We start from the raw sequence: 23,253 nt of genomic DNA, 5'->3' as shown, positions 1-23,253 counted from the left end.
AGTTCTCAGATCTCACTTCTCAGCCTCGTACAGAGCCTTCATTCCCCGGTAGGTCTCCCAGCAGTCCAGCTTCGCCACCGTCTCAAAGGGGGCGTGCATGCTCAGCACCGGCACGCCGGCGTCCAGGGTGGTGATGTTCCGGTTGGCCATATACATGGCCACGGTGCCGCCGCCGCCAGCGTCCACCTTGCCCAGCTCCGCGATCTGCCATGCAACGCCCGCGTCGTCAAAAATCCGGCGGACGTAGGCCACGGTCTCGGCGTCGGCGTCGGAGGCGCCGGACTTGCCCCGGGCCCCGGTGTACTTGCAAAGACCTACGCCGTAGTTGAGGTAGGCGGCGTTGCGCTTTTCATACACGTCGGCGTAGTCCGGGTCGTAGGCCGCCGTGACGTCGGCGCTGAGGCAGAAGGACTTCTCAAAGCAGGCCCGCACCGGCACGCCCTGGGATTCGCACAGATCCTCCATAAAGGTGTCGAAGGCGGCGGACTGCATCCCCGTCACGCCGTCGGAGCCGATCTCCTCCTTGTCCGCCAGCACGCACACGGCGGTGCGGCCCGGGGTCTTCTCTAGGTCCAGCAGAGCCTTGAGCGCGGCGTAGGCGCAGACCCGGTCGTCGTGGCCGTAGGCGCCGATCATGCTGCGGTCCAGGCCGATGTCGCAGGCGTTCCCCGCCGGAACGGCCTCCAGCTCTGCGGAGGTGAAGTCGTCCTCTGTGATGCCGTACTTTTCGTTCAGCAGCTTCATCACCGCCAGCTTTACACGGCCGCTGTCCTCCTCGCCGCCGATGGGACGGCTGCCCAGCAGCAGGTTCAGCGTCTCGGCGGGAATGGCGGTGGCCAGGGGCTTCTTGGCCTGCTCCGCTCCCAGGTGGGGCAGCAGGTCTGTAATCACCAGCCGGGGATCACCGGAATCGCCGCCGATGTTCACCTGCACATTGGTCCCGTCCCGCAGGGCCGCCACGCCGTGGAGCTCCAGGGGAATGGTCACCCACTGGTACTTGCGGATACCGCCGTAGTAGTGGGTCTTGAAATAGGCCAGCTCCGCCTCCTCATACAGGGGATTGGGCTTCAAATCCAGCCGGGGGGAATCGATGTGGGCGGCGGCGATCTGCACGCCCTCCGCCAAAGACCGCTCTCCGATGCGGGCCAGAAGCACCGCCTTGCCCCGGTTGCCAAGATACACCTTGTCCCCGGCCTTTAGCGCCATGCCCCGGACATAGGGCCGGTAGCCCTGCTCCTCCGCCAGGCGGACCACCTCCGCGGCGCAGAGCCGCTCCGTCTTGCTCACGTCCAGAAAGGCCTTGTATCCCTCGCAGTAGGCCTCCATGGCCGCCTCGTCCAGGGGGCGGTCATAGCCGTTCTTTTTGGTGGACAGGAGCCGCTTTTTCAGCTCTTTGAATTCTTTGTTATCCATGTTCGGCACTCCTTTTGGTATGATGGTTCTTATTTTCCCGGTCCGCCGGCAGGTCTATTCTCAGCCGGGGCAGGTCCTCAGATCTTTTTATTCTGCTTCTCCTCCCGGACGGCCCGGATCATCCGGCTGAAAAACCGCCGGGCGATCCGCTGGAACTCCTCCGCAGTGTCGGCGTCGTTGTTCAGCTCGCAGCTGCACTTACTGCGGTAGTACTCGTCCGGCTTCTGGGCGGTGATCCGCATCCGGGCGTACTGCTCTGTGATCTTGTCCCGGGCCATGATCCGCCGCACCCGCAGCTCCGTGGGGGAAGTAATGGCAATGGTCCGGTCGCAGACGATGTCCAGCCCGCTCTCCAGCAAATTGATGGCGTCAATGGCGCAGATGCTGTCCCCCGCCTCGTCCAGCCGCCGCTGGATCTCCGGCACCAGAAAGTGGTAGACGATGGCGTTGAGCTTTTCCAGCTGCTCTTTTTTCATGAAGACCTCCTGGCCCAGCTTCTGCCGGTTCAGGGTGCCGTCCGGCCGGAACACGCCGGGAAATGCCTTGGAGATGGCCTTTTGCATCTCCTCGTCCCCGGCCAGCATCTTGTGGTAGACCTTGTCGCAGTCCAGCACCACGGCGCCCAGTTCCCGCAGCACCGCCAAGGCGCTGCTCTTGCCCGCGCCGGTGCCGCCGGTGAGACCTAAGACGATCTTCTCGCTGTCGGCCTCCACCTCGCGGAAGCCCGCCGCCTTTTTCAGCCGGTTCCCCACCGCCAGACCCAGGCCCTGGCCGTCGGGACACTGGGTGTAGATCTCTGTCACCTTGGTGGCGTCAAAGGCCCGCAGGGCCTCAAATACCCGCTGGGCCTGGATCAGCTTGTCGTCTACCGGGCCGATGGGGTGGACCACCTGGTCCGGGAACATGCGGGCATACTCGTCAAAGCAGATCACGCCGGAGGTGGGGCCCACCCGGCGCTTGATCTCCTGGGCGGACTTGGCCGGCGCGCCGGTGACCACCGTGACAGGGGCCTTGGGGGCGTAATGGCGGTACTTCATGCCCGGAGCCCGGGGGCGCTCCCCCTCGGGCATTGTTCCTGTGACGGCCCTGTCCACGGCGATGGGGCCGATGAGCCGCTCCAGCTCCTCCACCGGCAGCCCGCCGGGGCGCAGCAGCCGGGGAGGCTCGCAGGTCATGTCCAGGATGGTGGACTCCACCCCCACCACGCAGGGACCGCCGTCCACCACGCCCTCGATCCTGCCGTCCATATCCTCCAGCACATCCTGTGCGCTGGTGCAGCTGGGCCGGCCGGAGAGGTTTGCGCTGGGAGCCGCCACCGGCACTCCCGCCTCCCGGAGAATAGCCAATGTAACCGGGTGGTTCGGACAGCGGACCGCCACGGTGTCCAGTCCCGCGGTGGTCACGTCCGGCACCAGCTCGCCGCGCTTGAGGATGATGGTCAGCGGGCCGGGCCAGAACTTCCGGGCCAGCACATAGGCCATGGGGGGGATGTCCCGGCAGTACCGGGGCAGCCACTGGGGCCCGGTGAGATGGAGAATGAGAGGGTTGTCCTGGGGCCGCCCCTTGGCCTCAAAGATCCGCCGGACGGCGGCCTCGTCCAGGCCGTTGGCTCCCAGGCCGTACACCGTCTCCGTGGGAATGGCCACCAGAGCCCCGTCCCGCAGCAGCCGGGCGGCGGCGGAGATGTTGTCTTCAATGGTCTTCTGCTGTCCCTTGGTGTCCCGCAGGTCAAAATATAAGGTATGCATACGCTTCGCCCCTATCTCTCTGATCGGGCTCCCGCCCGCTTTTTACTCCACAGAATGATCCGGCAAACAGCCCAGGCCAGCGCCGCCAGAAACAGCGGCAGAAGGATCAGGGCACAGATCCCCGCAATCTCCATATCCTCGGCGGCGTACGGATTCTCCTCCGCGCCGTATTCCGCCACATACCGCATCCCCCGCAGCCAGGTCCAGGCCAGCAGGGCCTCCAGCACGGTCAGGCACGCCGTCAGGGCCCCGAGCGCTCCCAGCCCCAGCTTCCGCAGCATCATCCTCCACCGCCTTTGAGCTTTTCGGCCTGATCCGCCGCCGCCAGGGCGTCGATGAACTCGTCCAGCCCGCCGCTCAGCACCGCGTCCAGCTTGTACAGGGTCAGGCCCACCCGGTGGTCCGTCACCCGGCCCTGGAGAAACTGGTACGTCCGGATCTTCTCGCTTCGCCACGCGCCGCCCACCTGGCTGCGCCGCTCCATAGCCGTGCCGGCCTCCTGCCGCTCCCGCTCCATCTCGTAGAGCCGGGACCGCAGGACCTTCATGGCCTTGTCCTTGTTTTTATGCTGGCTACGCTCGTCCTGGCAGGTCACCACCAGCCCCGTGGGCAGGTGGGTGAGGCGGATGGCGGACTCTGTCTTGTTCACATGCTGTCCCCCCGCGCCGGAGGAGCGGTAGGTGTCGATCTGGAGATCTCTGGGGTCGATCTCCACATCCACCTCCTCCGCCGAGCGGAGCACCGCCACCGTGGCGGTGCTGGTCTGGATGCGCCCGCTGGACTCCGTCTCCGGCACCCGCTTGACCTGATGGACGCCGCTCTCGTATTTCAGCCGGGAGAAGGCCCCCGCCCCCTCGATGAGGACGCTGCACTCCTTCACGCCTCCCAGCTCCGTTTCACTCATGCTGACCACGTCCAGCTTCCAGCCCCGGCTCTGGGCGTACAGGGTGTACATCCGCAGCAGCGTCCCGGCGAAGAGGGCCGCCTCCTCGCCGCCGACGCCGGCCCGCAGCTCCAGCACCACGTCCCGGCCGCCGTCGGGGTCGCCGGGCAGCAGCAGCGCCTTGAACCGCTCCTCCAGCCGCCGCTGCTCCGCCTTCGCCTCAGACAACTCCTCCTGGGCCAGCTCCCGGAGATCCGGGTCCCGGAGGGACGACTCCGCGTCGGCCCGCCGCCGCTCTGCGGCCTCCCAGTCCCGCCACACCTCCGCGATGGGAGCCAGCTCCTTCAGCTCCCGGTTCACGTCCCGGAGCCGCCCGGCGTCGCCGTAGACGGCAGGGTCCGCCAGCTGGGCCTCCAGGTCCTCATACCGCAAAGCCAGCCCTTTCAGTTTTTCCAGCACAGGCGTCCCCCCTCTCCTCTCAATTCTCAGGCCGCCACCGGCCCTCCTTCAAAAACTCCTGGGTCTGGCGGAGAAACTCCTCCTGCCAGAAATCGTAGCCCACGGACCCGACGCGCAGGGACACCGCCGTCCGGTGACCGCAGGGGGCGTAGAGATCCATCTGCTGAAAGACCTCCTCATTCTTGTCCTCGCTGCCCCGGGTGACGACATAGGAGGCGTTGCGGATGTCCCTGCCGTTCTGCTTCAAAAATCCCCGCACCGGGGCGCTGCACCGCCCGGCCCACACCGGTGTGCCTACGATCACCAGCCGATAGTCCGACAAAGGCCACTTGGTCTTGAACTTCACCTTGGGACTGCTGCGCCGCACGGCGTCCAGCCCGCTGCGCAGCCATCCCTTGGCGCCGCTGCGGTCCACGCCGTCCTGAATCTCCGCCAGCTCCGCATTCAGGGCCTTGGCGATCTCCTCCATGGCTCGCTTGGTATTGCCTGTGCGGGAATAATACATACATAATACGTTGTTCCAGGCCATGCTTTTTCTCCTAATCTAAAATGTCTCCTCATCCGGGAAAATTCTCCGTACAGGGCGCAATGTCATTCAGCTGAGGAAATCGCCAAATAGTAGGGTGCGGAAATGTTTTGGATTCTACCCGCTTTGCTGCAATCAAAGAACATTTCGAGGTCCCATTATTGGAAATTGGTCTTATCTTAGCGGCAGCGGCACAGGCCATTCCCCCAAAGGGATGCCTGCTCCGCAGGGAGAATCTGTCCCGCAAAAAAGGAGGGCTATCTGTCGAAAAGCGCCGTCTTCACCACCGCGAAGGCTTCCCGGACATAGTAATTCGCCGTCAGCCACCACCAGGGCAGCTCCGCCGGGACGTCCACGATATGGAGCCCCTGCCTCTGGGCGATCAGGTGCGTGCGGAAGCAGTGGAAGTCGTTGGTCACCACAGCGATCACCGCCGTGTCCGTGTCCAGGCCGTACTCCTCCAGAAGCTCCTTGGAGTACTTGAAGTTCTCCGCCGTGCTGGTGGAGCGGTCCTCCAGAAGATACCGCTCGTTCCACGATTCGCTGTTGGTCCACAGTGCCCGGCGCATGGCCTCCGCCTCGGAGATATATTCCCCGGGGCCCTGGCCGCCGGAGAGCACCACCGGCACATCCGGGTGCTGTTCCAGATAGTCCGCCGCCGCCGTGATGCGGCTCCACAGCGCCGCCGAGGGCGTCTCGCCGTTGACCCCGGCCCCCAGGACGATGACCGCGTCCACGGGGACGGCGGAGTTGTCCGCCTCGCCGTGAAAGACCACGACGCCCTCAATGGAGAGCAGAAGGGTCAGCATCAGGGCCGTGCCGGCGAGGAAGAGCCGATAGAGCCAGAGGGCTCCGCGGGACTTCTTCCTCCAGCGGTACAGGAGAAGGCCGGCGGCCCAGAGGGCGGCGGCGCCCAGGAAGACGAAGCCGGTGAAGCGCATTCCGTTGGGAATGGTAATCAGGACCAGCCCCAGAAGGGCCAGGACCGCGATGAAAATATATTGTGGTTTTTTCTTCATGTTTTTTCTATTTACAGCCTTTTGTTGGTTCTTCTATTTTGGCGCTCCGGGAGAGGCATCGGGTTCGCCCCAACGCTTCCAGGGGCTCTGCCCCTGGACCCCGCAAGCCTTTGAAAAGGCTTGACCGAAACATTTTAACTTTACTCTCCGGCCTCTTCGCTGAGCCGCTCCCACTTCTCATACAGCGCGTCCAGCTCCGCCTGGGCGGCCTCCTGCTCCGCCGTCAGCTCCGTCAGCCTCTCATAATCGCAGGCGGCGGTCTCCATCTCCCGCTCCAGCGCGGCAATCCGCTCCTCCGCCTTGGCGATGTCCCGCTCGCAGATGGTCATCTGCCGCTTGGCGTTCTGCTGGGCCCGGTTGCCCCGGACGGGGCGCTCCGCCGCCTTCTTCTCCGGCGCGGGCTTTACGGGTTCCGCCCGCTCCGCCGCCTCCCGGGCCTTCTCCTGGCGGTACTGGGCAAAGCCCATGGGATAATCTGTAATCGTCCCCTCCGCCAGCTCCCAGATCCGGGTGGCGAAGCGGTTGATGAAGTACCGGTCGTGGCTGACAAACAGCAGCGTCCCGTCGTAGGCCTCCACCGCCTCCTCGATCCACTCCCGGGAGGCGATGTCCAGGTGGTTGGTGGGCTCGTCCAGAATCAAAAGGTTGATCTCGTCGTCCATCAGCATACAAAGCCGCAGACGGCTCTGCTCCCCGCCGGAGAGCACGGACACCGGCTTGAACACATCCTCCCCCTGGAAGTCATAGGCCGCCAGGCGGTTCCGGGCGGACTGGGCCGAGATGCCCCGCTTTGCCCCCATCATGGTCTCCACCAGATTCCAATCCGGATGGTCGAAATGGATGATCTGGGGCAGGTAGGCCAGCTTCACCTGGGGACCTGTCCGGATGCGCCCGTCATCGGGGTACAGCTCCCCTACGATCATTTTAATGAGGGTGGACTTTCCGGTGCCGTTGTCGCCGATGAGGGCAATGCGCTCACCCCCCTCCACCTTCAATGTGATGCCCTCAAAGAGGCGCTTGTCCCCGTAGGACTTGGCAAGGCTCCGGATGCTCAGCACCTCGTCGCCGTGGAACTCCGCAGCTGTAAAGCGGGCGTCCATCTTTTTGGCCTTGGTGGGCTTTGATGTGGTGCGCATCCGCTCAATGCGCCGCTCGATGTTGACGGCCCGGCGGTAGGTCTTGTCCATGCCCATGAAGGCCCAGAGGCGCAGCTGCTCCGCCGCCCTCTCCAACTGCTGGATCTTGGCCTGCTCCTTCTGGTACTGCTTCATGCGCTCCTGGTAGCGTCGCTCCTTCTCCACGGCGTAGAAGCTGTAATTCCCGCTGTAAAACTCCGCCTTCCCGTCCTGAATCTCGATAACCCGGGTCACCACCCGGTCAAGGAAGTACCGGTCGTGGGAGATGGCTACCACCGTGCCCCGGAAGGAACGGATATACTCCTCCAGCCACTCCGTGGCATGGAGGTCCAGGTGGTTGGTGGGCTCGTCCAGCAGCAGGATGTCCGTGTCCTCCAGGATGAGGCGGCCCAGGTTCACCCGGGTCTTCTCCCCGCCGGAGAGACTGTCGAAGAGCTGGCTCCGCATCTCCGGGGAGATGGAGAGGCCGTTTGCGATCTTGTTCACGGCCACATCGGTGTCGTATCCGCCGAACACCTCGAACCGCTCGCTCAGCGCCCCGTAGCGCCGCAGCAGGGCCAGGTCACTCTCCCCCGCCGCCATCCGCTCTGTCAGGGTCTCCATCTCCTCCGCCAGCTTCGTAAGCCGGGCGAAGGCGGAGCGGAGCACGTCCTCCACGGTGTGGCCCGGCGGGTACACAGGGATCTGGGAGATGAGCCCCACCCGCCGGCCCTGGCCAACGGTGACGGCGCCCTCGTCGTGGTCCAGCTCCCCGGTCAATATCTTAAAGAGCGTGGTCTTGCCCGCGCCGTTTTTGCCCAGCAGACCCACCCGCTCCCCCTGGTCGATCTGGAAGGTGAGGCCGTCCAAAACGTTGTGTCCCACCTCAAAGGATTTGACCAGGGCGTTTACCTGTATCTCAATCATAAGCCTCTTTCAATTGCTCCACGATCCTCTCAAAGTGCATGGCGTGGGACGCCTTTACCAGCATGGCGGTATCCGGTCCCAGCTGCTCTCTCAGCTCGGCGGCAGCTTCCTCCATCGTTGAAAAATGCAGGACGGACCCGCCGCTCTCCGCGGCGCCGTCGGCGATGCGGGCGGCCTTCTCGCCGATGGCGGCGACAAAATCCACCCCCAGCATGGCCGCCAGGGCGCCCACGTTGTAGTGGGCCTGATCCGTCAGACCGCCCAGCTCTCCCATATCCCCCAGCACGGCCACCTTGCGGCCGCACTCGGTCTTGGCCAGCACCTCCAGCGCCGCCGTGACGGACTGGGGATTGGCGTTGTAGCAGTCGTCCAGAATCAGCCGCCTGTCCGGCAGGCGCACCACCCGCATGCGGGACCCGGCGGGCTCGTAGGCCCCCACGCCCCGGACGATCTCCCCCCGGCTCAATCCCAGCTCCTCGCCCACGGCCACCGCCATGGAGGCGGAGTAGGCCATGTGCTCCCCCGGAGCGGGGATGGACAGGCGGTAGACATCCTTCTCCGTGGTCACGGTGCAGGTGATGCCCTCCACGCCGCGGTCAATGAGCTCCGTGATCCGGGCCTGGCAGTGCTCCGACTGCCCGCAGCGCACGGTGCGGAAGCGGGTCTGGACCGTGTCCAGCAGGGCGTCGTCCCCGTTGAGGACCAGCAGCCCCTCCGGCTTCAGGTTCTCCAATATCTCGCACTTGGCCTGGAGGATGCCCTCCCGGCTCCCCAGAAACTCCACGTGGGCGTCTCCGATGTTGCTGATGACGGCGATGTCCGGCCGCACCATCTCCCCCAGGTAGCGGATCTCCCCGAAGTGGTTCATGCCCGTCTCGATCACCGCCGCCTGATGCTCCGGGGCAAGGCCCAGCAGCGTCAGGGGCGTGCCGATGTCGTTGTTGAAGTTCCCCGGCGTCTTGTAGACCCGCAGACGGGCCCCCAGCACCGCGGAAATCATCTCCTTGGTGGTGGTCTTCCCCACGCTGCCGGTGATCTGGACAAAGGGGATGGGGAACCGGTCCCGGTAAGCGGAGGCCAGGGCCCGCAGGGCAAGGCGGGTATCCGGCACTTGGATGTAGAACTTGTCGGGGCGCAGCGTCTCCGGCAATCGGGCGCAGAGGCACCCCGCCGCGCCGCCCTCCAGGGCCTGGTCGATGTAGTCGTGTCCGTCAAACCGCTCCCCCACCCAGGGGACAAACAGGCAGCCGGGCTGGATCTTCCGGCTGTCCGTGGACACCGCGGAGACGGCGGGCGCATCCGCCCGGGGGGTCTGCCACACGCCTCCCGCGGCGGCGGCGATCTCCTGCACGGTCATGGGCTGCATAGGCTCAACCTCTCCTCTTCAAGTGGTGGGAGCGCTGCACGATCTCCTGGCACAGCGCGGGGTAATCCATCCCCACAGCGGCGGCGGCCTTGGGGATCAGGCTGCCGGGGGTCATGCCCGGCAGGGAGTTCACCTCCAGGCACCAGGCCCGGCCCTCCCCGTCCAAAATGAAGTCCGCCCGGGAGTAGACCTCCAGGCCCAGGGCCCTATGCAGGCGCAGGGCAAGGTTTTGGACCAGCTTCGCCTCCTCCTCCGTCACCGGGGCGGGGCACAGCTCCCGGGCGCCCCCGGCCTGATACTTGGCGGCGTAGTCGAAGTCCTTCTCCGCCGGCAGAATCTCAATGGGGGGGAGGGCCCGGTCTCCCAGGACGGCTACAGTCAGTTCCCGGCCGAAAATCCGCTCCTCCCACATCACCCGGCCGCCGAAGCGCCGTACCTCCTGCAGCGCCTTTCGCAGCGCCTCCCGGTCCTCCGGCAGGAACACCCCCAGGGAGGACCCGCCGGCCGTGGCCTTGACGACGCAGGGCACGGGCAGAGTCTCCGCCAGCTCCCCCGCCTCCTCCTCTGCGTATTCCAGCAGACGCCACTTTGGGGTGGGGACCCCGGCAGGCTCCATCATCCGCTTGGCCGCGGCCTTGTCCATGGCGATGCCGGAGCTCAAATATCCGCTGCCGGTGTAGGGCACGCCCAAAAGGTCCAGCATGGCCTGCACCCGGCCGTCCTCGCCGTCCTCGCCGTGGAGGCCGATAAACACGATGTCCGCCAATTGGCACAGCTCGATCACATGGGGACCGATGCGGCTGGGGCCCTGGTCCCGCCTGCTCCGGCGGACGGCCTCCAGATCCGGGGCCTGCGCCTTGATCTCCGCCTGGGGGCACAGGCCGTCCGGGGCGTCAAACAGCGTCTCCGGATCCGCCGGCACGTCCTCCATGCCCAGAAACAGATCCACCAGAATGGCCCGGTGTCCCCTCTCCCGCAGGGCGCGGCACACGCCGCAGCCCGTCACCAGGGAGACAGCCCGCTCCGCAGAGAGCCCCCCCGCCAGCACAACGATCTTCACCGTCACTCATCCTTTCCATCCGGAGCAGACGGCTCCGCACATAATGATACTATTATAATCTTTCACAGTTTAACACAAACCGTGCGGGAATACAACCACCAAAAATGCCGCCGCCTCTGGTGGGGCATGACAACTCTTTTGGAAAAAGGAGGCTGGAAACTGTCAGTTTTGTCTATTGCGGGGCGGCGGGAAATTCGATACAATAGGTACGACCTTTTCGGAGGGTATTACCTATTTTCAATCTGACATCGAGGTGAGCGGAATGAGCACCCAGCCGACCCAGAACAGAACCATCCGCACCCAGCTGCTGTCCGATATGCGGGACGGGCTTTACGCCGCCTGCGAGCGGCTGCCCCGGGAGAGCGTGCTGGCAGAGACCCTTGGCATCAGCCGCACCCAGTTGCGGGACATCCTGGCCTCCCTGGAGCGGGAGGGCTACATTACCCGCCGCCACGGCGTGGGCACCATCATCAACCGCCATGTGCTCAATGTCCACACCCGCATGGACATCGAGGTGGAGTTCCTGGACATGATCCGCCGCAACGGCCATCAGCCGGCCATCGCCTACGTCCGGGTGTCCGAGGGCGCGGCGGACGCCAAAACCGCCGCCCAGCTGCGCATTGCCCAGGGGGCTCCCGTTCTGCGGGCGGCCCGGCTGTGCACCGCCGACGGCGTCCCCGCCATCTACTGCGAGGATGTGGTGGACAAGTCCCTGGTACAGGCGGCGTACACGGAGAGCGACCTCAAACAGCCCATCTTCCACTTCCTCCAGGAGTTCTGCGGCGTGTACCCCTATTTGGACCTGGCGGACATCCGTGCCGTAGCCGCGGATGAAACTCTGGCGGAAATTTTTCAGATCCCCGTTGGGACACCCCTGCTGAACATGGACGAGGTGGATTACGACATCGACGGAAACCCGGTGTTCTGCTCCATGGAGTACTTTGTGGACGGCTACTTCCGTCACGCGGTCATGCGGAAGAAGCTGTGATCTTCCCCGCAGGGGCGGCTGTCAGCCGCCCGCCCCGCGGAAGATCCGGTCTTTTGCCGATTCCCTGATTGAAAATCCGGTATTCACAAAAAGGCGGACCATTCACACCCGCCCTGCGCATATTAAATATGGAGGTTTTGTCTATGCAGAAAAAAGTCGCGGTCATTATGGGGTCCGATTCCGACTGGCCCGTTGTCAAGGGCGCCTGCGACCAGCTCAGGGAGCTGGAGATCCCCTTTGAGGCCCACATCCTCAGCGCCCACCGCACCCCCTCCGCCGCCGCGGAGTTCGCCTGGGGCGCCCGTAAGAGCGGCTTCGGCGTCATCATCTGCGCCGCCGGCATGGCGGCCCATCTGGCGGGGGCTTTTGCCGCCAACACCGTCCTGCCCGTCATCGGCATCCCCATGAAGGGGGGCGCCATGGACGGGCTGGACGCGCTTTTGGCCACCGTGCAGATGCCAAGCGGCATCCCCGTGGCCGCTGTGGCCATCAACGGCGCCAAAAACGCCGCCGTGCTGGCGGCCCAGATCCTGGCCGTCTCCGACGAGGCCCTGGCGGAAAGGCTGGAGGCCGCCCGGGCGGACATGGCGGACCAGATCGCCGCCAAGGACGCCAAGCTCCAGGAGGAGCTGGGCAATTGACGGCGGCGGAAATCCCCGATCCCAAAATCAAAACCGGAGGTTATTACCATGCAGAAACTGGAGCAGCTCTACGAGGGCAAGGCCAAGAAGGTCTTCGCCACCGAAGACCCCAATCTGGTCATTGTCGATTACAAGGACGACGCCACCGCCTTCAACGGCGCCAAGAAGGGCACCATCACCGGCAAGGGCGTCATCAACAACCAGATGACCAACCGCTTCATGGCAAAGCTGGAGAAGGCCGGCATCCCCACCCATTTTGTGGAGGAGCTGAGCGAGCGGGAGACCGTGGTGAAGAAGGTCTCCATTGTGCCCCTGGAGGTCATCATCCGCAACATCTCCGCCGGCTCCTTCGCCAAGCGCTACGGCGTGGAGGAGGGCATCGTCTTTGACGCCCCCACCATCGAGTTCTCCTACAAGTGCGACGAGCTGGACGACCCCCTAATCAATACATACCACGCCCTGGCGCTGAAGCTGGCCGCGCCGGAGGAGATCGAGACCATCAAAAAGTACGCCTTCGCCGTCAACGACTTCCTCAAAGACTTCTGGTCCTCCTGCGGCGTGACGCTGGTGGACTTCAAGCTGGAGTTCGGCCGCCTGAGCGACGGCAGCCTCGTCCTGGCGGACGAGATCAGCCCCGACACCTGCCGCCTGTGGGACAGCAGGACCCACGAGAAGCTGGACAAGGACCGCTTCCGCCGGGATCTGGGCGGCGTGGAGGACGCATACGCCGAGGTCATGCGCCGCATGACGGAGGCCCTCTGATGGGGGGCTTTTTCGGCGCCGTCTCGCAGCGGGACGTGACGCTGGACATCTTTTTCGGCGTGGACTATCACTCCCACCTGGGCACCCGCCGGGGCGGCATGATTCTCCTCGACCCAAAGGACGGCTTTCAGAGGCAGATCCACTCCATCGAAAACACCCCCTTCCGCACCAAGTTCGAGCGGGACCTGGCGGAGTTCCACGGGTGCGGAGGCATCGGCTGCATCAGCGACACGGACCCCCAGCCTCTGCTGGTGCGGTCCCACCTGGGGCTGTACGCCATCACCACCGTGGGCATCATCAACAACGCCGAGGTCCTGGTGGATCGCTGTTTCTCCGACCACGGCCACCAGTTCATGGCGATGAGCTCCGGCAAGGTCAACTCCACCGAGCTGGCCGCCGCCCTCATCAACCAGAAGGACGACCTGGTCTCTGGCATCCTCCACGCCCAGGAGGTGATCGACGGCTCCCTCACCCTGCTGATCCTCACCGAGGAGGGCGAGATCATCGCCGCCCGGGACCGGATGGGCCGGCTGCCGGTGCTGATCGGCAAAAACCACCAGGGGCACTGCGTGTCCTTTGAGTCCTTCGCCTGCCACAAGATCGGCTACGAGGTGGACTACGAGCTGGGTCCCCGGGAGATCGTCCGCATCCGCCCCGACGGGTACGAGACCCTCTCCCCCGCCGCCGAGAAGATGAAAATCTGCGCCTTCCTCTGGACTTACTACGGCTACCCCAACAGTAACTACGAGGGGGTCAACGTGGAGGTGATGCGCTGCCGCAACGGCGCCATCATGGCCCGGGAGGAGCGCCGCCGGGGGACCCTGCCGGCAGTGGACTACGTGGCCGGCGTGCCGGACTCCGGCGTGCCCCACGCCATCGGCTACGCCAACGAGAGCCGCATGGAGTTCGCCCGCCCCTTCGTGAAGTACACCCCCACCTGGCCCCGGTCCTTCATGCCCGCCAACCAGGACGTGCGCAACCAGGTGGCCAAGATGAAGCAGATCCCCGTGCCGGAGCTGATCCAGGGCAAGCGCCTCTTATTCGTGGACGACTCCATTGTCCGGGGCACCCAGCTGCGGGAGACGGTGGAGTTCCTCTACGAATCCGGGGCCAAAGAGGTCCACATGCGCTCCGCCTGCCCCCCCATCATGTACAGCTGCAAATACCTGAACTTCTCCCGGGGCAACTCGGACATGGACCTGCTGGCCCGGCGCATCGTTCAGGAGCTGGAGGGGGACGAGGGCCAGGAGCACTTGGAGGAGTACGCCGACGCATCCACCGGCCGGGGCCAGTGCCTGCTCAAGCGCATCTGCGAGAAGCTGGGCTTCGACACCCTGGGCTACCAGTCCCTGGAGGGGCTGCTGGAGTCCATCGGCATTGACCGGGAGAAAATCTGCACTTACTGCTGGACCGGTAAGGAATGACGCGGAGGCCGCCGGGAGCGGCGGTCCCCGCATGAAATATTTCCAAATTCAAAACGGAGGTTTACCATGGAAAACTCCTATTCCGCCGCCTACGCCGCCGCCGGCGTGGACATCGAGGCCGGGTACAAGGGCGTGCAGCTGATGAAGCAGCACGCGGCCCGGACCATGATCCCCGGCGTAGTCTCCGGCATCGGAGGCTTCGGCGGTCTCTTTGCCCCGGACCTGGCCGGGATGAAGGAACCCGTTCTCGTCTCCGGCACCGACGGCGTGGGCACCAAGCTGCGCCTGGCCCAGCTGCTGGACAGGCACGACACCATCGGCATCGACTGCGTGGCCATGTGCGTCAACGACATCATCTGCTGCGGGGCAAAGCCCCTCTTCTTCCTGGACTACATCGCCATCGGCAAAAACGAGCCGGAGAAGGCGGCCTCCATCGTCTCCGGCGTGGCGGAGGGCTGCGTCCGCTCCGGCTGCGCCCTCATCGGCGGCGAGACCGCCGAGCACCCCGGCGTCATGGCCCCAGAGGACTACGACATCGCAGGCTTCGCCGTGGGTGTGGTGGACAAGTCCAAAATCATCGACGGCAGCAGGATTCAGGAGGGAGACGCCCTCATCGGCCTCACCTCCTCCGGCGTCCACTCCAACGGCTTCTCCCTGGTTCGGAAGGTCTTCGACATTGAAAACGCCGATCTGACCACTCCCATGGACGAGCTGGACGGGAAGCCCTTGGGGGAGACGCTTCTGGCTCCCACCAAAATCTACGTCAAGGCCGTGCAGGCCCTGCTGGAGGGTGGCGTTGACCTCCGGGGAGCCAGCCACATCACCGGCGGCGGGTTCTTTGAAAACCTCCCCCGGATGCTGCCCAAGGGCCTGGGCGTGCGGATTGTGCCCAACGTCATTCCCAGGCAGCCCATTTTCGACCTGATTCAAAAGCGGGGGAACATCTCGGACCACGACATGTACAACACCTTCAACATGGGCCTCGGCATGGTCCTGGCGGTACCCCTGGAACAGGGGAAGCTGGCCCTGGAGCTGCTGGCGGCGGCGGGGGAGCGGGACGCCGTCTGCGTCGGCAGCGTGACGAAGGACCCCCGGGGCGTGGCGTTTGACGGCGTATGAGCAAGGCGAGAATCGCCGTCCTGGTCTCCGGCGGCGGAACGAATCTGGAGGCCCTGCTGAACGCCCAGGAGGCGGGGCAGATCCCCCACGGGGAGATTGTGCTGGTGTGCGCCAGCAACGAGGGGGCCTACGCCCTGGAGAGGGCCCGGAACCACGGCGTTCCCGCCACCGCGGTGGCCCGAAAGGCCATGAGCCAGTCCGCCTTTGAGACGGCGCTGAACATCAAGCTGGCGGCCTACCGGGTGGACGTCATCATCCTGGCGGGCTTCCTCTCCATTTTATCGGAGGAGTTTGTCAGCCGCTGGCCGGACCGCATTTTGAACGTCCACCCCTCCCTGATCCCCGCCTTCTGCGGGAAGGGGATGTACGGCCTCCGGGTCCACGAGGCGGCTTTGGCCCGGGGCGTGAAGGTCACCGGGGCCACGGTGCACCTGGTGAACGAGATCCCCGACGGCGGGCGGATCCTGCTGCAAAAGGCGGTGGAGGTCCTGCCGGAGGACACGGCGGAGACCCTGCAGCGCCGGGTGATGGAGCAGGCGGAGTGGATTCTCCTGCCCCAGGCGGCGGAGCTGGTGTGCCGGGGACTGGCGTAGGAGGGCAAGGCATGACGCAGGCTGAACAGGCCGCCTTTGTCCGCCGCTGTTATGAGACGGCCTATGAAAAGCAGGCCCAGTCCGCCGGGGCATTCCTCCCCGGCGTCCCGCCGGAGATGCGCACCGGCCTCACCGACGGGCGGGGCTGGTTTCAGTGGAAGCTGATCCCGGCCCCCACCCGGGCAGAGGACCTGGACGCCCTGGAGCGGAAATGGGGCGTATCCCTGCCGCCTCTGCTGCGGGCGTTTCTCTCCACGGACTGCCACTTTTTGAACACCCCCGGCTTCTTCGACGTACGGCCCGACGACCCTCTGGCGGTATTTCGGAGCACTCTGGCCGAGCCCGCCCTGTTTCAGGCGGGGCTCGTTCCCCTGGGCTGGGGAGAGAACGAGGAGGGCGGCGACGCCCTTTACTGCCTTGACCTGTCCAATATGCCCGACGAGGACCGCTGTCCCGTCATCGCCCTGGACTACCTGTCCTTTTCCATGGACCTGGACGGCGGCGGAGACCGGGCCGCCCTGCTGGAGATTTCAAAGCCGGCGGCAGAAAACCTAAAAACATATGCGGAACAGCTGTTCCTGCAATAAGGAGCGCGAACTATGACGGAACTGGAACTGAAATACGGCTGCAACCCCAACCAGAAGCCCTCCCGCGTCTTCATGCGCCAGGGCGGTGATCTGCCTGTCACTGTGCTCAACGGCAGGCCGGGCTACATCAACTTTCTGGACGCCCTGAACTCCTGGCAGCTGGCCCGGGAATTGAAGGAGGCCACAGGCCTCCCCGCCGCCGCCAGCTTCAAGCACGTCTCCCCAGCCGGGGCCGCTGTGGGCCTGCCTCTAAGCGAGACCGAGCGAAAAATTTACTTTGTGGAGACGGACAAAGACCTCTCCCCCATCGCCTGCGCTTACATCCGGGCTCGGGGGGCGGACCGGCTGTGCTCCTACGGCGACTGGGCGGCCCTGTCCGACGTGTGCGACGCCGCCACCGCCGCCTACCTCAAGGCGGAGGTCTCCGACGGCATCATCGCCCCGGGCTACACCGCCGAGGCCCTGGAGATCCTGAAAACCAAGAAGAAGGGCAATTACAACGTGGTGCAGATCGACCCCGCCTATGTGCCCGACCCCGTGGAGTACAAGGACGTGTACGGCGTCACCTTCCAGCAGGGGCGCAACGAGTACAAAATTGACGAGAGCCTCCTGGGCAATATTGTCACCCAAAACCGCGACCTGCCCCAGGCGGCGAAAATTGATATGATCGTGGCCCTCATCACGCTGAAATACACCCAGTCCAACTCCGTGTGCTACGTGCGGGACGGGCAGGCCATCGGCGTGGGAGCCGGCCAGCAGAGCCGCATCCACTGCACCCGTCTGGCCGGCACGAAGGCCGACAGCTGGTATCTGCGCCAGCACCCCAAGGTGCTCTCCCTGCCCTTCATCGGCGGTATCCGCCGCCCGGACCGGGACAACGCCATTGACTGCTACCTCTCGGACGAGGAGAGCGTGTGGCTGCTGGCGGAGGGGAACTGGCAGACCACGTTCAGGGAGCGGCCCGAGCCCCTGACGGCAGAGGAGAAAAAAGAGTGGCTCGCACAGATGACCGGTGTCACCTGCGGGTCGGACGCCTTCTTCCCCTTCGGAGACAACGTGGAACGGGCCCGGCGGAGCGGCGTGCGGTATATCGTGCAGCCCGGCGGGTCGATTCGGGATGACAATGTGATTGAGACGGCCGACAAGTACGGCATGACCATGTGCTTTACGGGAATGCGGCTGTTCCACCACTGAGGAGATGCTTTCTATGAAGATCAGCAGCAGCGCCGGTTCCTATTCCTGTCCTTCCTTTGAGGAATACGAGTCCTGCCTGAAAGCCTGCTTTGCTTCCGAGGCCGGCAGTGAAATCTGGTGCGCCCTGGAGGCGGGCGGGTATCCCTGCCTCTCCATTCTCGCTGACGGCAGGCAGGCCGTGGTGAACTGGTTCGCGGAGGAGGGCGGCGACATGGCCGCCTCCCTGGGAGACGAGGGGGCGGCCGGTGTTGTGAGCTTTTGCGGCGGACAGTATGAAACTGCCGCCTATCAGGTCATCTCCGCAGACGATGCCATGAAGTGCGCCCTGGCCTTCTTTCACACCCAGGACTGTCCGGACTGTATTGATTGGGAAGCGTTATAACGCTGAGTTGAGAGAGAAAGGATGTTTTTATGAACCTTCTCGTTGTAGGCGGCGGAGGAAGAGAGCACGCGATCATCAAAAAACTCCGGGAAAATTCCACGGTTGAAACGATCTACGCCCTGCCCGGCAACGGCGGCATTGCCGCCGACGCCGTGTGTGTGCCGGAGATCGGAGCCAAGGACATTGACAAAATCGTGGACTTCGCCATATCCCACGCCGTTGATTTCGCCGTAGTGGCTCCGGACGACCCCCTGGCCCTGGGGTGCGTGGACCGGCTCCACAAGGCCGGCATTCCCTGCTTCGGGCCGGACGCCAAGGCCGCCCGCATCGAGGCCAGCAAGGTATTTTCCAAGAACCTGATGAAAAAGTACGGCATCCCCACCGCCCGGTACGAGGTCTTTGACGACCCCGGCGCGGCCCTGGACTACCTCCGCGGCCCCGGCGTGTCCTTCCCCATTGTGGTCAAGGCCGACGGACTGGCCCTGGGCAAGGGTGTGCTGATTCCCCAGAGCCTCCGGGAGGCGGAGCTCTCCGTCCGGGCCATCATGGAGGAGGGGGCCTTCGGCGACTCCGGCAGCCGGATCGTCATTGAGGAATTTTTGACCGGGCCGGAGGTCAGCGTCCTGGCCTTTACCGACGGCCGGAGCATCGCTCCCATGGTTTCCTCCATGGACCACAAGCGCGCCGGGGACGGCGACACCGGCCTCAACACCGGCGGCATGGGCACCGTGGCCCCCAACCCCTGCTACACGCCGGAAATCGCGGCGGAGTGCATGGAGACCATCTTCCTGCCGACGCTCGCCGCCATGCGCTCCGAGGGCTGCCCCTTCAAGGGCTGTCTCTACTTCGGACTGATGCTGACGCCGGAGGGGCCCCGGGTCATCGAGTACAACTGCCGCTTCGGCGACCCGGAGACCCAGGTGGTGCTGCCTCTGCTGAGGACAGACCTTCTCTCCATCATGCAGGCGGTGGAAAACGAGACCCTGGGGGACCTGAACGTGGAGTGGTCCGACGGGGCCGCCGCCTGTGTCATTCTGGCCTCCGGCGGCTACCCGGAGCAGTATAAAAAGGGCATCCCCATCACCCTGCCGGAGCGGCTTCCACCCAACGTCACCCTTTATCACGCCGGGGACAAGCTGACAGAGGACGGAAGGCTTGTGACCAGCGGCGGACGGGTGCTGGGCGTCACCGCGTCGGCCTCCACCCTGAAAGAGGCCCTGGAAGACGCCTACGAGGCCGCCGGAGCGGTGAAATTCGCCGGCAGATACCTGCGGACTGACATCGGAAAACGGGCGCTGGCCGCCCTGGAGGGATAATATGGTACGGCGAATTTATGTAGAGAAAAAACCCGCCCTGCGGCAGGAGGCCGCGGGGCTCCTCACCGAGCTACGGACGGCGCTGGGCGTCGCCGCCCTGGAGGACCTGCGGCTCATCAACCGCTACGACGCGGAGGGCCTGGACGAGGCCGTCTTCCGCCGGGCCGCGGACACGGTGTTCTCCGAGCCTCAGGTGGACGACACCGCGGAATCCCTGCCCCGGGGGGACTGGACCGTCCTGGCAGTGGAGCCCCTGCCGGGGCAGTTTGACCAGCGGGCGGACTCCGCCGCCCAGTGCGTCCAGCTGATGGCCGGCGGGGAGCGGCCCCTGATCGCCTGTGCGAAAATCTACCTGCTGTCGGGAGACCTGACGGCGGACCAGCTGGCAAAGATTCGGGGCTACCTCATCAACCCCGTGGAATGCCGGGAGGCCGCGCTGGAGAAGCCGGAGACCCTGGCCCGGACACATGAAATCCCGGACCACGTGGAGACCATTCAGGGCTTCGCCGCTATGGATGAAAACGCTCTGTCCGCCCTGCTGGACCGACTGAGCCTTGCCATGGACCTGGACGACCTGAAATTCCTGCAGGCTTACTTCCAGGACACTGAGAAACGGGACCCCACCATCACCGAGGTGCGGGTGGTGGACACCTACTGGTCCGACCACTGCCGCCACACCACCTTCTCCACTCATCTGGACGAGATCGACATCGCCGACCCAGCCGTGAGGGCGGCCTATGAGCGCTACCTGGCCGCCCGGGCGGAGGTCTACGGCGAGGAGCGGGCGGCAGAGCGTCCCCAGACGCTGATGGATATGGCCACCATCGGTACGAAGGTCCTGAGAAAACGGGGCCTCCTGCCTGAGCTGGACGAGAGCGAGGAGATCAACGCCTGCTCCATTCACGTCCCCGCAGTGGTGGACGGCGAGGAGCAGGACTGGCTCTTGATGTTCAAAAACGAGACCCACAACCACCCCACGGAGATCGAGCCCTTCGGCGGGGCCGCCACCTGCATCGGCGGGTGCATCCGGGACCCCCTCTCCGGCCGGGCCTACGTCCACCAGGCCATGCGCGTCACCGGCGCGGCGGACCCCCGGACCCCCTTCACCGAGACTCTGGAGGGCAAGCTCCCCCAGCGCAAGCTGTGCCAGACGGCGGCGGCGGGCTACTCCTCCTACGGCAACCAGATTGGCCTTGCCACCGGCCACGTGGCGGAGCTCTATCACCCCGGCTACACCGCCAAGCGGCTGGAGTGCGGCGCGGTGGTGGCCGCCGCCCCGGCGGCAAACGTGCGGCGGGAGCGGCCCGCGCCCGGGGACGTGGTGATCCTTCTGGGAGGCCGCACCGGCCGGGACGGCATCGGCGGGGCCACTGGCTCCTCCAAGAGCCACAACAAAAAGTCCCTCCGGACCATGGCCAGTGAGGTCCAGAAGGGCAACGCCCCGGAGGAGCGGAAAATTCAGCGCCTCTTCCGGAACGGAGACGTAACCCGGCTCATCAAGCGGTGCAACGACTTCGGCGCCGGCGGCGTGTCCGTGGCCATCGGCGAGCTGGCCGACGGGCTGGAGATCGACCTGGACGCCGTACGGAAGAAGTACGACGGCCTGGACGGCACGGAGCTGGCCATCTCCGAGAGCCAGGAGCGCATGGCGGTGGTGGTGGCCCCCCAGGACGCGGACAAGTTCATCGCCGCCGCGGAGCGGGAGAATCTGGAGGCCTATCCCGTGGCGGTGGTGACGGCGGAGCCCCGCATGGTCATGCGCTGGCAAGGGAAAACCATTGTCAGCTTGAGCCGGGAGTTTCTGAACTCCAACGGCGCGGTGAAGCGGGCCGGTGTCCGCGTGGGCGCGAGGGGGGAACGTTTCGCGGCGGACGGCGGACCCTCCCCTCTGCGGGAAATGGCGGCCAGCCTGAAGTGCGCCAGCCGCCGGGGGCTGGTGGAGCGGTTCGACGGCTCCATCGGCGCGGGGTCTGTGCTCATGCCCTTCGGCGGCAAGACCCAGACCACCCCCGCCCAGTCCATGGCGGCCCTCCTCCCGGTCCTGCCGGGACAGGAGACGGAACAGGCCAGCGTGATGGCCTGGGGCTGCGACCCGGAGGCCATGAGCGCAAACCCTTACAGGGGAGCCTACGACGCCGTGACCGTCTCCCTGGCAAAGCTGGCGGCCTCCGGCGCGGATTATAAAGCCGCCTACCTGACCCTGCAGGAGTATTTTGAAAAGCTCCGCCAGGACCCCGCCCGCTGGGGCAAACCCTTCGCCGCCCTTCTGGGGGCGCTGGACGCCCAGTTGGACTACGGCACGGCCGCGATTGGCGGCAAGGACTCCATGTCCGGGTCCTTCCTGGACATGGACGTACCTCCTACTCTGATTTCTTTCGCCATCGCCCCCATCAGGGCCGGCGAAGTCATTTCCCCGGAGTTCAAGGGACCGGAGCATCCGGTATACCTCTTTGACAGCTCTATGGACGGCTCCGCGGAGGAACGGGGAAATACCTGGGACGCCTTCCACGCCTTGTGCCAGGCGGGCAAAGTGAAGGCCGCCTGGGCGGTGGAGCACAGCTTGGCCGAGGGCGTGATGAAGATGTCCTTCGGTAACCGCATCGGCTTTACGGCTGAACGGGTGGGAGAAAGCGCCTACTGGAACAGCACCGGGCCGTGGGGCGGCGCGATTCTGGCGGAACTGACCGTGGACGAGGATGTGGCTGATGGCATCAGCGTCTGGCGCGTCGGTGTGACCACCGCCGAGCCGGTAATTACAATTGGTAATGATTCCGCCCCAATCGACGAACTGTTATCACTAAACGAGGCCGCCCTGGCGGATGTGTACCCCACACGGGCCCCGGCGGCAGGCGAAGCCCCGGTGCTGGAGGCCCCGGTGCTGGAGGCCCCGGCGTTTCAGCGCGCGGCTCCCAAGGTCGGCGTGGCGAAGCCCAAGGTTCTGATCCCCGTCTTCCCCGGCACCAACTGCGAGTACGACAGCGCCCGGGCCGTGGTCCGGGCGGGGCTGGAGGCGGAGACCGTGGTCATCCGAAATGTGACGCCGGAGGCGCTTTTGTCCTCCGCCCGGGAGCTGGAGGAAGCCATCCGCCGCACTCAGATCGTGTTCCTGCCCGGCGGCTTCTCCGGCGGCGACGAGCCCGACGGCTCCGCCAAGTTCATCGTCTCCCTCCTGCGCAATCCCCGGCTGACGGACGCCATTCACGACCTGCTCCAGAACCGGGACGGCCTGATGCTGGGCATCTGCAACGGCTTCCAGGCCCTCATCAAGCTGGGCCTGGTCCCCTTCGGCGAGATCCGGGACACGGACGAAACCTGTCCCACCCTGAGCTATAACGTTATCGGACGGCACCAGTCCAAAATCGTCCGCACCCGGATCGCCTCCAACCGCTCCCCCTGGCTGACCAGGGCAAACGTGGGCGATGTGGTCAGCGTCCCCATCTCCCACGGCGAGGGCCGCTTCCTGTGCCCGCCAAAGCTTTTGCAAACGCTGGCGGAAAACGGCCAGATCGCCACCCAGTACGCGGATCTCTCCGGCCTGCCTGCGATGGACCCGGACTACAACCCCAACGGCTCCGCGTGGGCTGTGGAGGGCATCACCTCCCCTGACGGGCGGGTTCTGGGCAAGATGGGCCACAGCGAGCGCGTCGGCCCGAACCTGTACAAAAACGTCCCCGGGGAGTACGGCCTGAACCTCTTCGAGGCCGCCAGGGGCTATTTCAGCCTGTGAGGAG

General features: G+C 65.2%; 20 protein-coding genes. 11 read left to right on the top strand and 9 right to left on the bottom strand.

Going from position 1 to position 23,253, the window contains the following annotated elements; translation table 11 throughout:
- Positions 1–12: 12 nt before the first annotated feature.
- From C816_RS04815 to C816_RS04775, 9 genes are all read right to left on the bottom strand, one after another.
- The gene (locus C816_RS04815) at positions 13–1,413 is read right to left on the bottom strand and encodes an aminopeptidase (RefSeq protein WP_016321297.1); all 1,401 of its coding nucleotides are present in this window, start codon (positions 1,411–1,413) and stop codon (positions 13–15) included.
- A 77-nt stretch (positions 1,414–1,490) separates the two neighbouring features.
- The gene (locus tag C816_RS21575; RefSeq protein ID WP_016321296.1) at positions 1,491–3,161 is read right to left on the bottom strand and encodes an L-threonylcarbamoyladenylate synthase; all 1,671 of its coding nucleotides are present in this window, start codon (positions 3,159–3,161) and stop codon (positions 1,491–1,493) included.
- Between the two features lie 11 nt (positions 3,162–3,172).
- Positions 3,173–3,445: a hypothetical protein gene (locus C816_RS04805; protein WP_040654622.1), complete on the bottom strand. Its 273-nt coding sequence runs from the start codon at positions 3,443–3,445 to the stop codon at positions 3,173–3,175.
- On the bottom strand, positions 3,442–4,503 hold the full coding sequence (gene prfA, locus C816_RS04800) for a peptide chain release factor 1 (protein ID WP_016321294.1): 1,062 nt from the start codon (positions 4,501–4,503) through the stop codon (positions 3,442–3,444). The genes C816_RS04805 and prfA overlap by 4 nt, the downstream gene beginning before the upstream one ends.
- A gap of 19 nt (positions 4,504–4,522) precedes the next feature.
- Positions 4,523–5,032, bottom strand: a complete 510-nt coding sequence (locus C816_RS04795; protein WP_016321293.1) for a flavodoxin family protein — start codon at positions 5,030–5,032, stop codon at positions 4,523–4,525.
- Positions 5,033–5,286: 254 nt separating this feature from the next.
- The gene (locus tag C816_RS04790) at positions 5,287–6,048 is read right to left on the bottom strand and encodes a YdcF family protein (protein ID WP_016321292.1); all 762 of its coding nucleotides are present in this window, start codon (positions 6,046–6,048) and stop codon (positions 5,287–5,289) included.
- 140 nt (positions 6,049–6,188) lie between these two features.
- Positions 6,189–8,090 (bottom strand): ribosomal protection-like ABC-F family protein, encoded by a 1,902-nt coding sequence (gene abc-f, locus C816_RS04785; protein WP_016321291.1) that lies wholly within the window; start codon positions 8,088–8,090, stop codon positions 6,189–6,191.
- Positions 8,083–9,456: a UDP-N-acetylmuramoyl-tripeptide--D-alanyl-D-alanine ligase gene (gene murF / locus C816_RS04780; protein WP_016321290.1), complete on the bottom strand. Its 1,374-nt coding sequence runs from the start codon at positions 9,454–9,456 to the stop codon at positions 8,083–8,085. Before murF ends, abc-f begins: the two co-directional genes overlap by 8 nt.
- Positions 9,457–9,460: 4 nt before the next feature.
- On the bottom strand, positions 9,461–10,516 hold the full coding sequence (locus tag C816_RS04775; RefSeq protein WP_016321289.1) for a D-alanine--D-alanine ligase family protein: 1,056 nt from the start codon (positions 10,514–10,516) through the stop codon (positions 9,461–9,463).
- A 262-nt stretch (positions 10,517–10,778) separates the two neighbouring features.
- Between C816_RS04775 and C816_RS04770 the strand changes: the two genes are divergently transcribed.
- From C816_RS04770 to C816_RS04720, 11 genes are all read left to right on the top strand, one after another.
- On the top strand, positions 10,779–11,504 hold the full coding sequence (locus C816_RS04770) for a GntR family transcriptional regulator (RefSeq protein ID WP_016321288.1): 726 nt from the start codon (positions 10,779–10,781) through the stop codon (positions 11,502–11,504).
- 143 nt (positions 11,505–11,647) lie between these two features.
- Positions 11,648–12,145 carry a 5-(carboxyamino)imidazole ribonucleotide mutase gene (purE, locus tag C816_RS04765; protein WP_016321287.1) on the top strand — a complete coding sequence of 166 codons (498 nt, stop codon included), beginning with the start codon at positions 11,648–11,650 and terminating at the stop codon, positions 12,143–12,145.
- Positions 12,146–12,193: 48 nt separating this feature from the next.
- Positions 12,194–12,907 (top strand): phosphoribosylaminoimidazolesuccinocarboxamide synthase, encoded by a 714-nt coding sequence (gene purC / locus C816_RS04760; protein WP_016321286.1) that lies wholly within the window; start codon positions 12,194–12,196, stop codon positions 12,905–12,907.
- Positions 12,907–14,331 carry an amidophosphoribosyltransferase gene (locus C816_RS04755; protein ID WP_016321285.1) on the top strand — a complete coding sequence of 475 codons (1,425 nt, stop codon included), beginning with the start codon at positions 12,907–12,909 and terminating at the stop codon, positions 14,329–14,331. The genes purC and C816_RS04755 overlap by 1 nt, the downstream gene beginning before the upstream one ends.
- 66 nt (positions 14,332–14,397) lie before the next feature.
- Positions 14,398–15,450: a phosphoribosylformylglycinamidine cyclo-ligase gene (gene purM / locus C816_RS04750; protein ID WP_016321284.1), complete on the top strand. Its 1,053-nt coding sequence runs from the start codon at positions 14,398–14,400 to the stop codon at positions 15,448–15,450.
- The gene (gene purN, locus C816_RS04745) at positions 15,447–16,043 is read left to right on the top strand and encodes a phosphoribosylglycinamide formyltransferase (RefSeq protein ID WP_016321283.1); all 597 of its coding nucleotides are present in this window, start codon (positions 15,447–15,449) and stop codon (positions 16,041–16,043) included. The genes purM and purN overlap by 4 nt, the downstream gene beginning before the upstream one ends.
- Before the next feature lie 11 nt (positions 16,044–16,054).
- Entirely contained in the window at positions 16,055–16,630 is a 576-nt protein-coding gene (locus C816_RS04740; protein ID WP_016321282.1) for an SMI1/KNR4 family protein, read from the top strand.
- Between the two features lie 12 nt (positions 16,631–16,642).
- Positions 16,643–17,824: a phosphoribosylaminoimidazolecarboxamide formyltransferase gene (locus C816_RS04735; RefSeq protein WP_016321281.1), complete on the top strand. Its 1,182-nt coding sequence runs from the start codon at positions 16,643–16,645 to the stop codon at positions 17,822–17,824.
- A 13-nt stretch (positions 17,825–17,837) separates the two neighbouring features.
- Positions 17,838–18,206, top strand: a complete 369-nt coding sequence (locus tag C816_RS04730) for an Imm1 family immunity protein (protein ID WP_016321280.1) — start codon at positions 17,838–17,840, stop codon at positions 18,204–18,206.
- Positions 18,207–18,235: 29 nt separating this feature from the next.
- Complete coding sequence (gene purD / locus C816_RS04725; protein ID WP_016321279.1) at positions 18,236–19,522, top strand: phosphoribosylamine--glycine ligase; 1,287 nt, start codon at positions 18,236–18,238, stop codon at positions 19,520–19,522.
- A gap of 1 nt (position 19,523) precedes the next feature.
- A complete protein-coding gene (locus tag C816_RS04720; RefSeq protein ID WP_016321278.1) occupies positions 19,524–23,249 on the top strand; it encodes a phosphoribosylformylglycinamidine synthase in 3,726 nt (1,241 codons plus the stop codon).
- The last annotated feature ends 4 nt before the right edge of the window (positions 23,250–23,253 follow it).

It is taken from the genome of Oscillibacter sp. 1-3, from assembly GCF_000403435.2.
Taxonomy (GTDB): domain Bacteria; phylum Bacillota; class Clostridia; order Oscillospirales; family Oscillospiraceae; genus Oscillibacter.
Note: the sequence above shows the minus strand (reverse complement) of the source record. Positions and strands in the feature narration are given on the sequence as shown.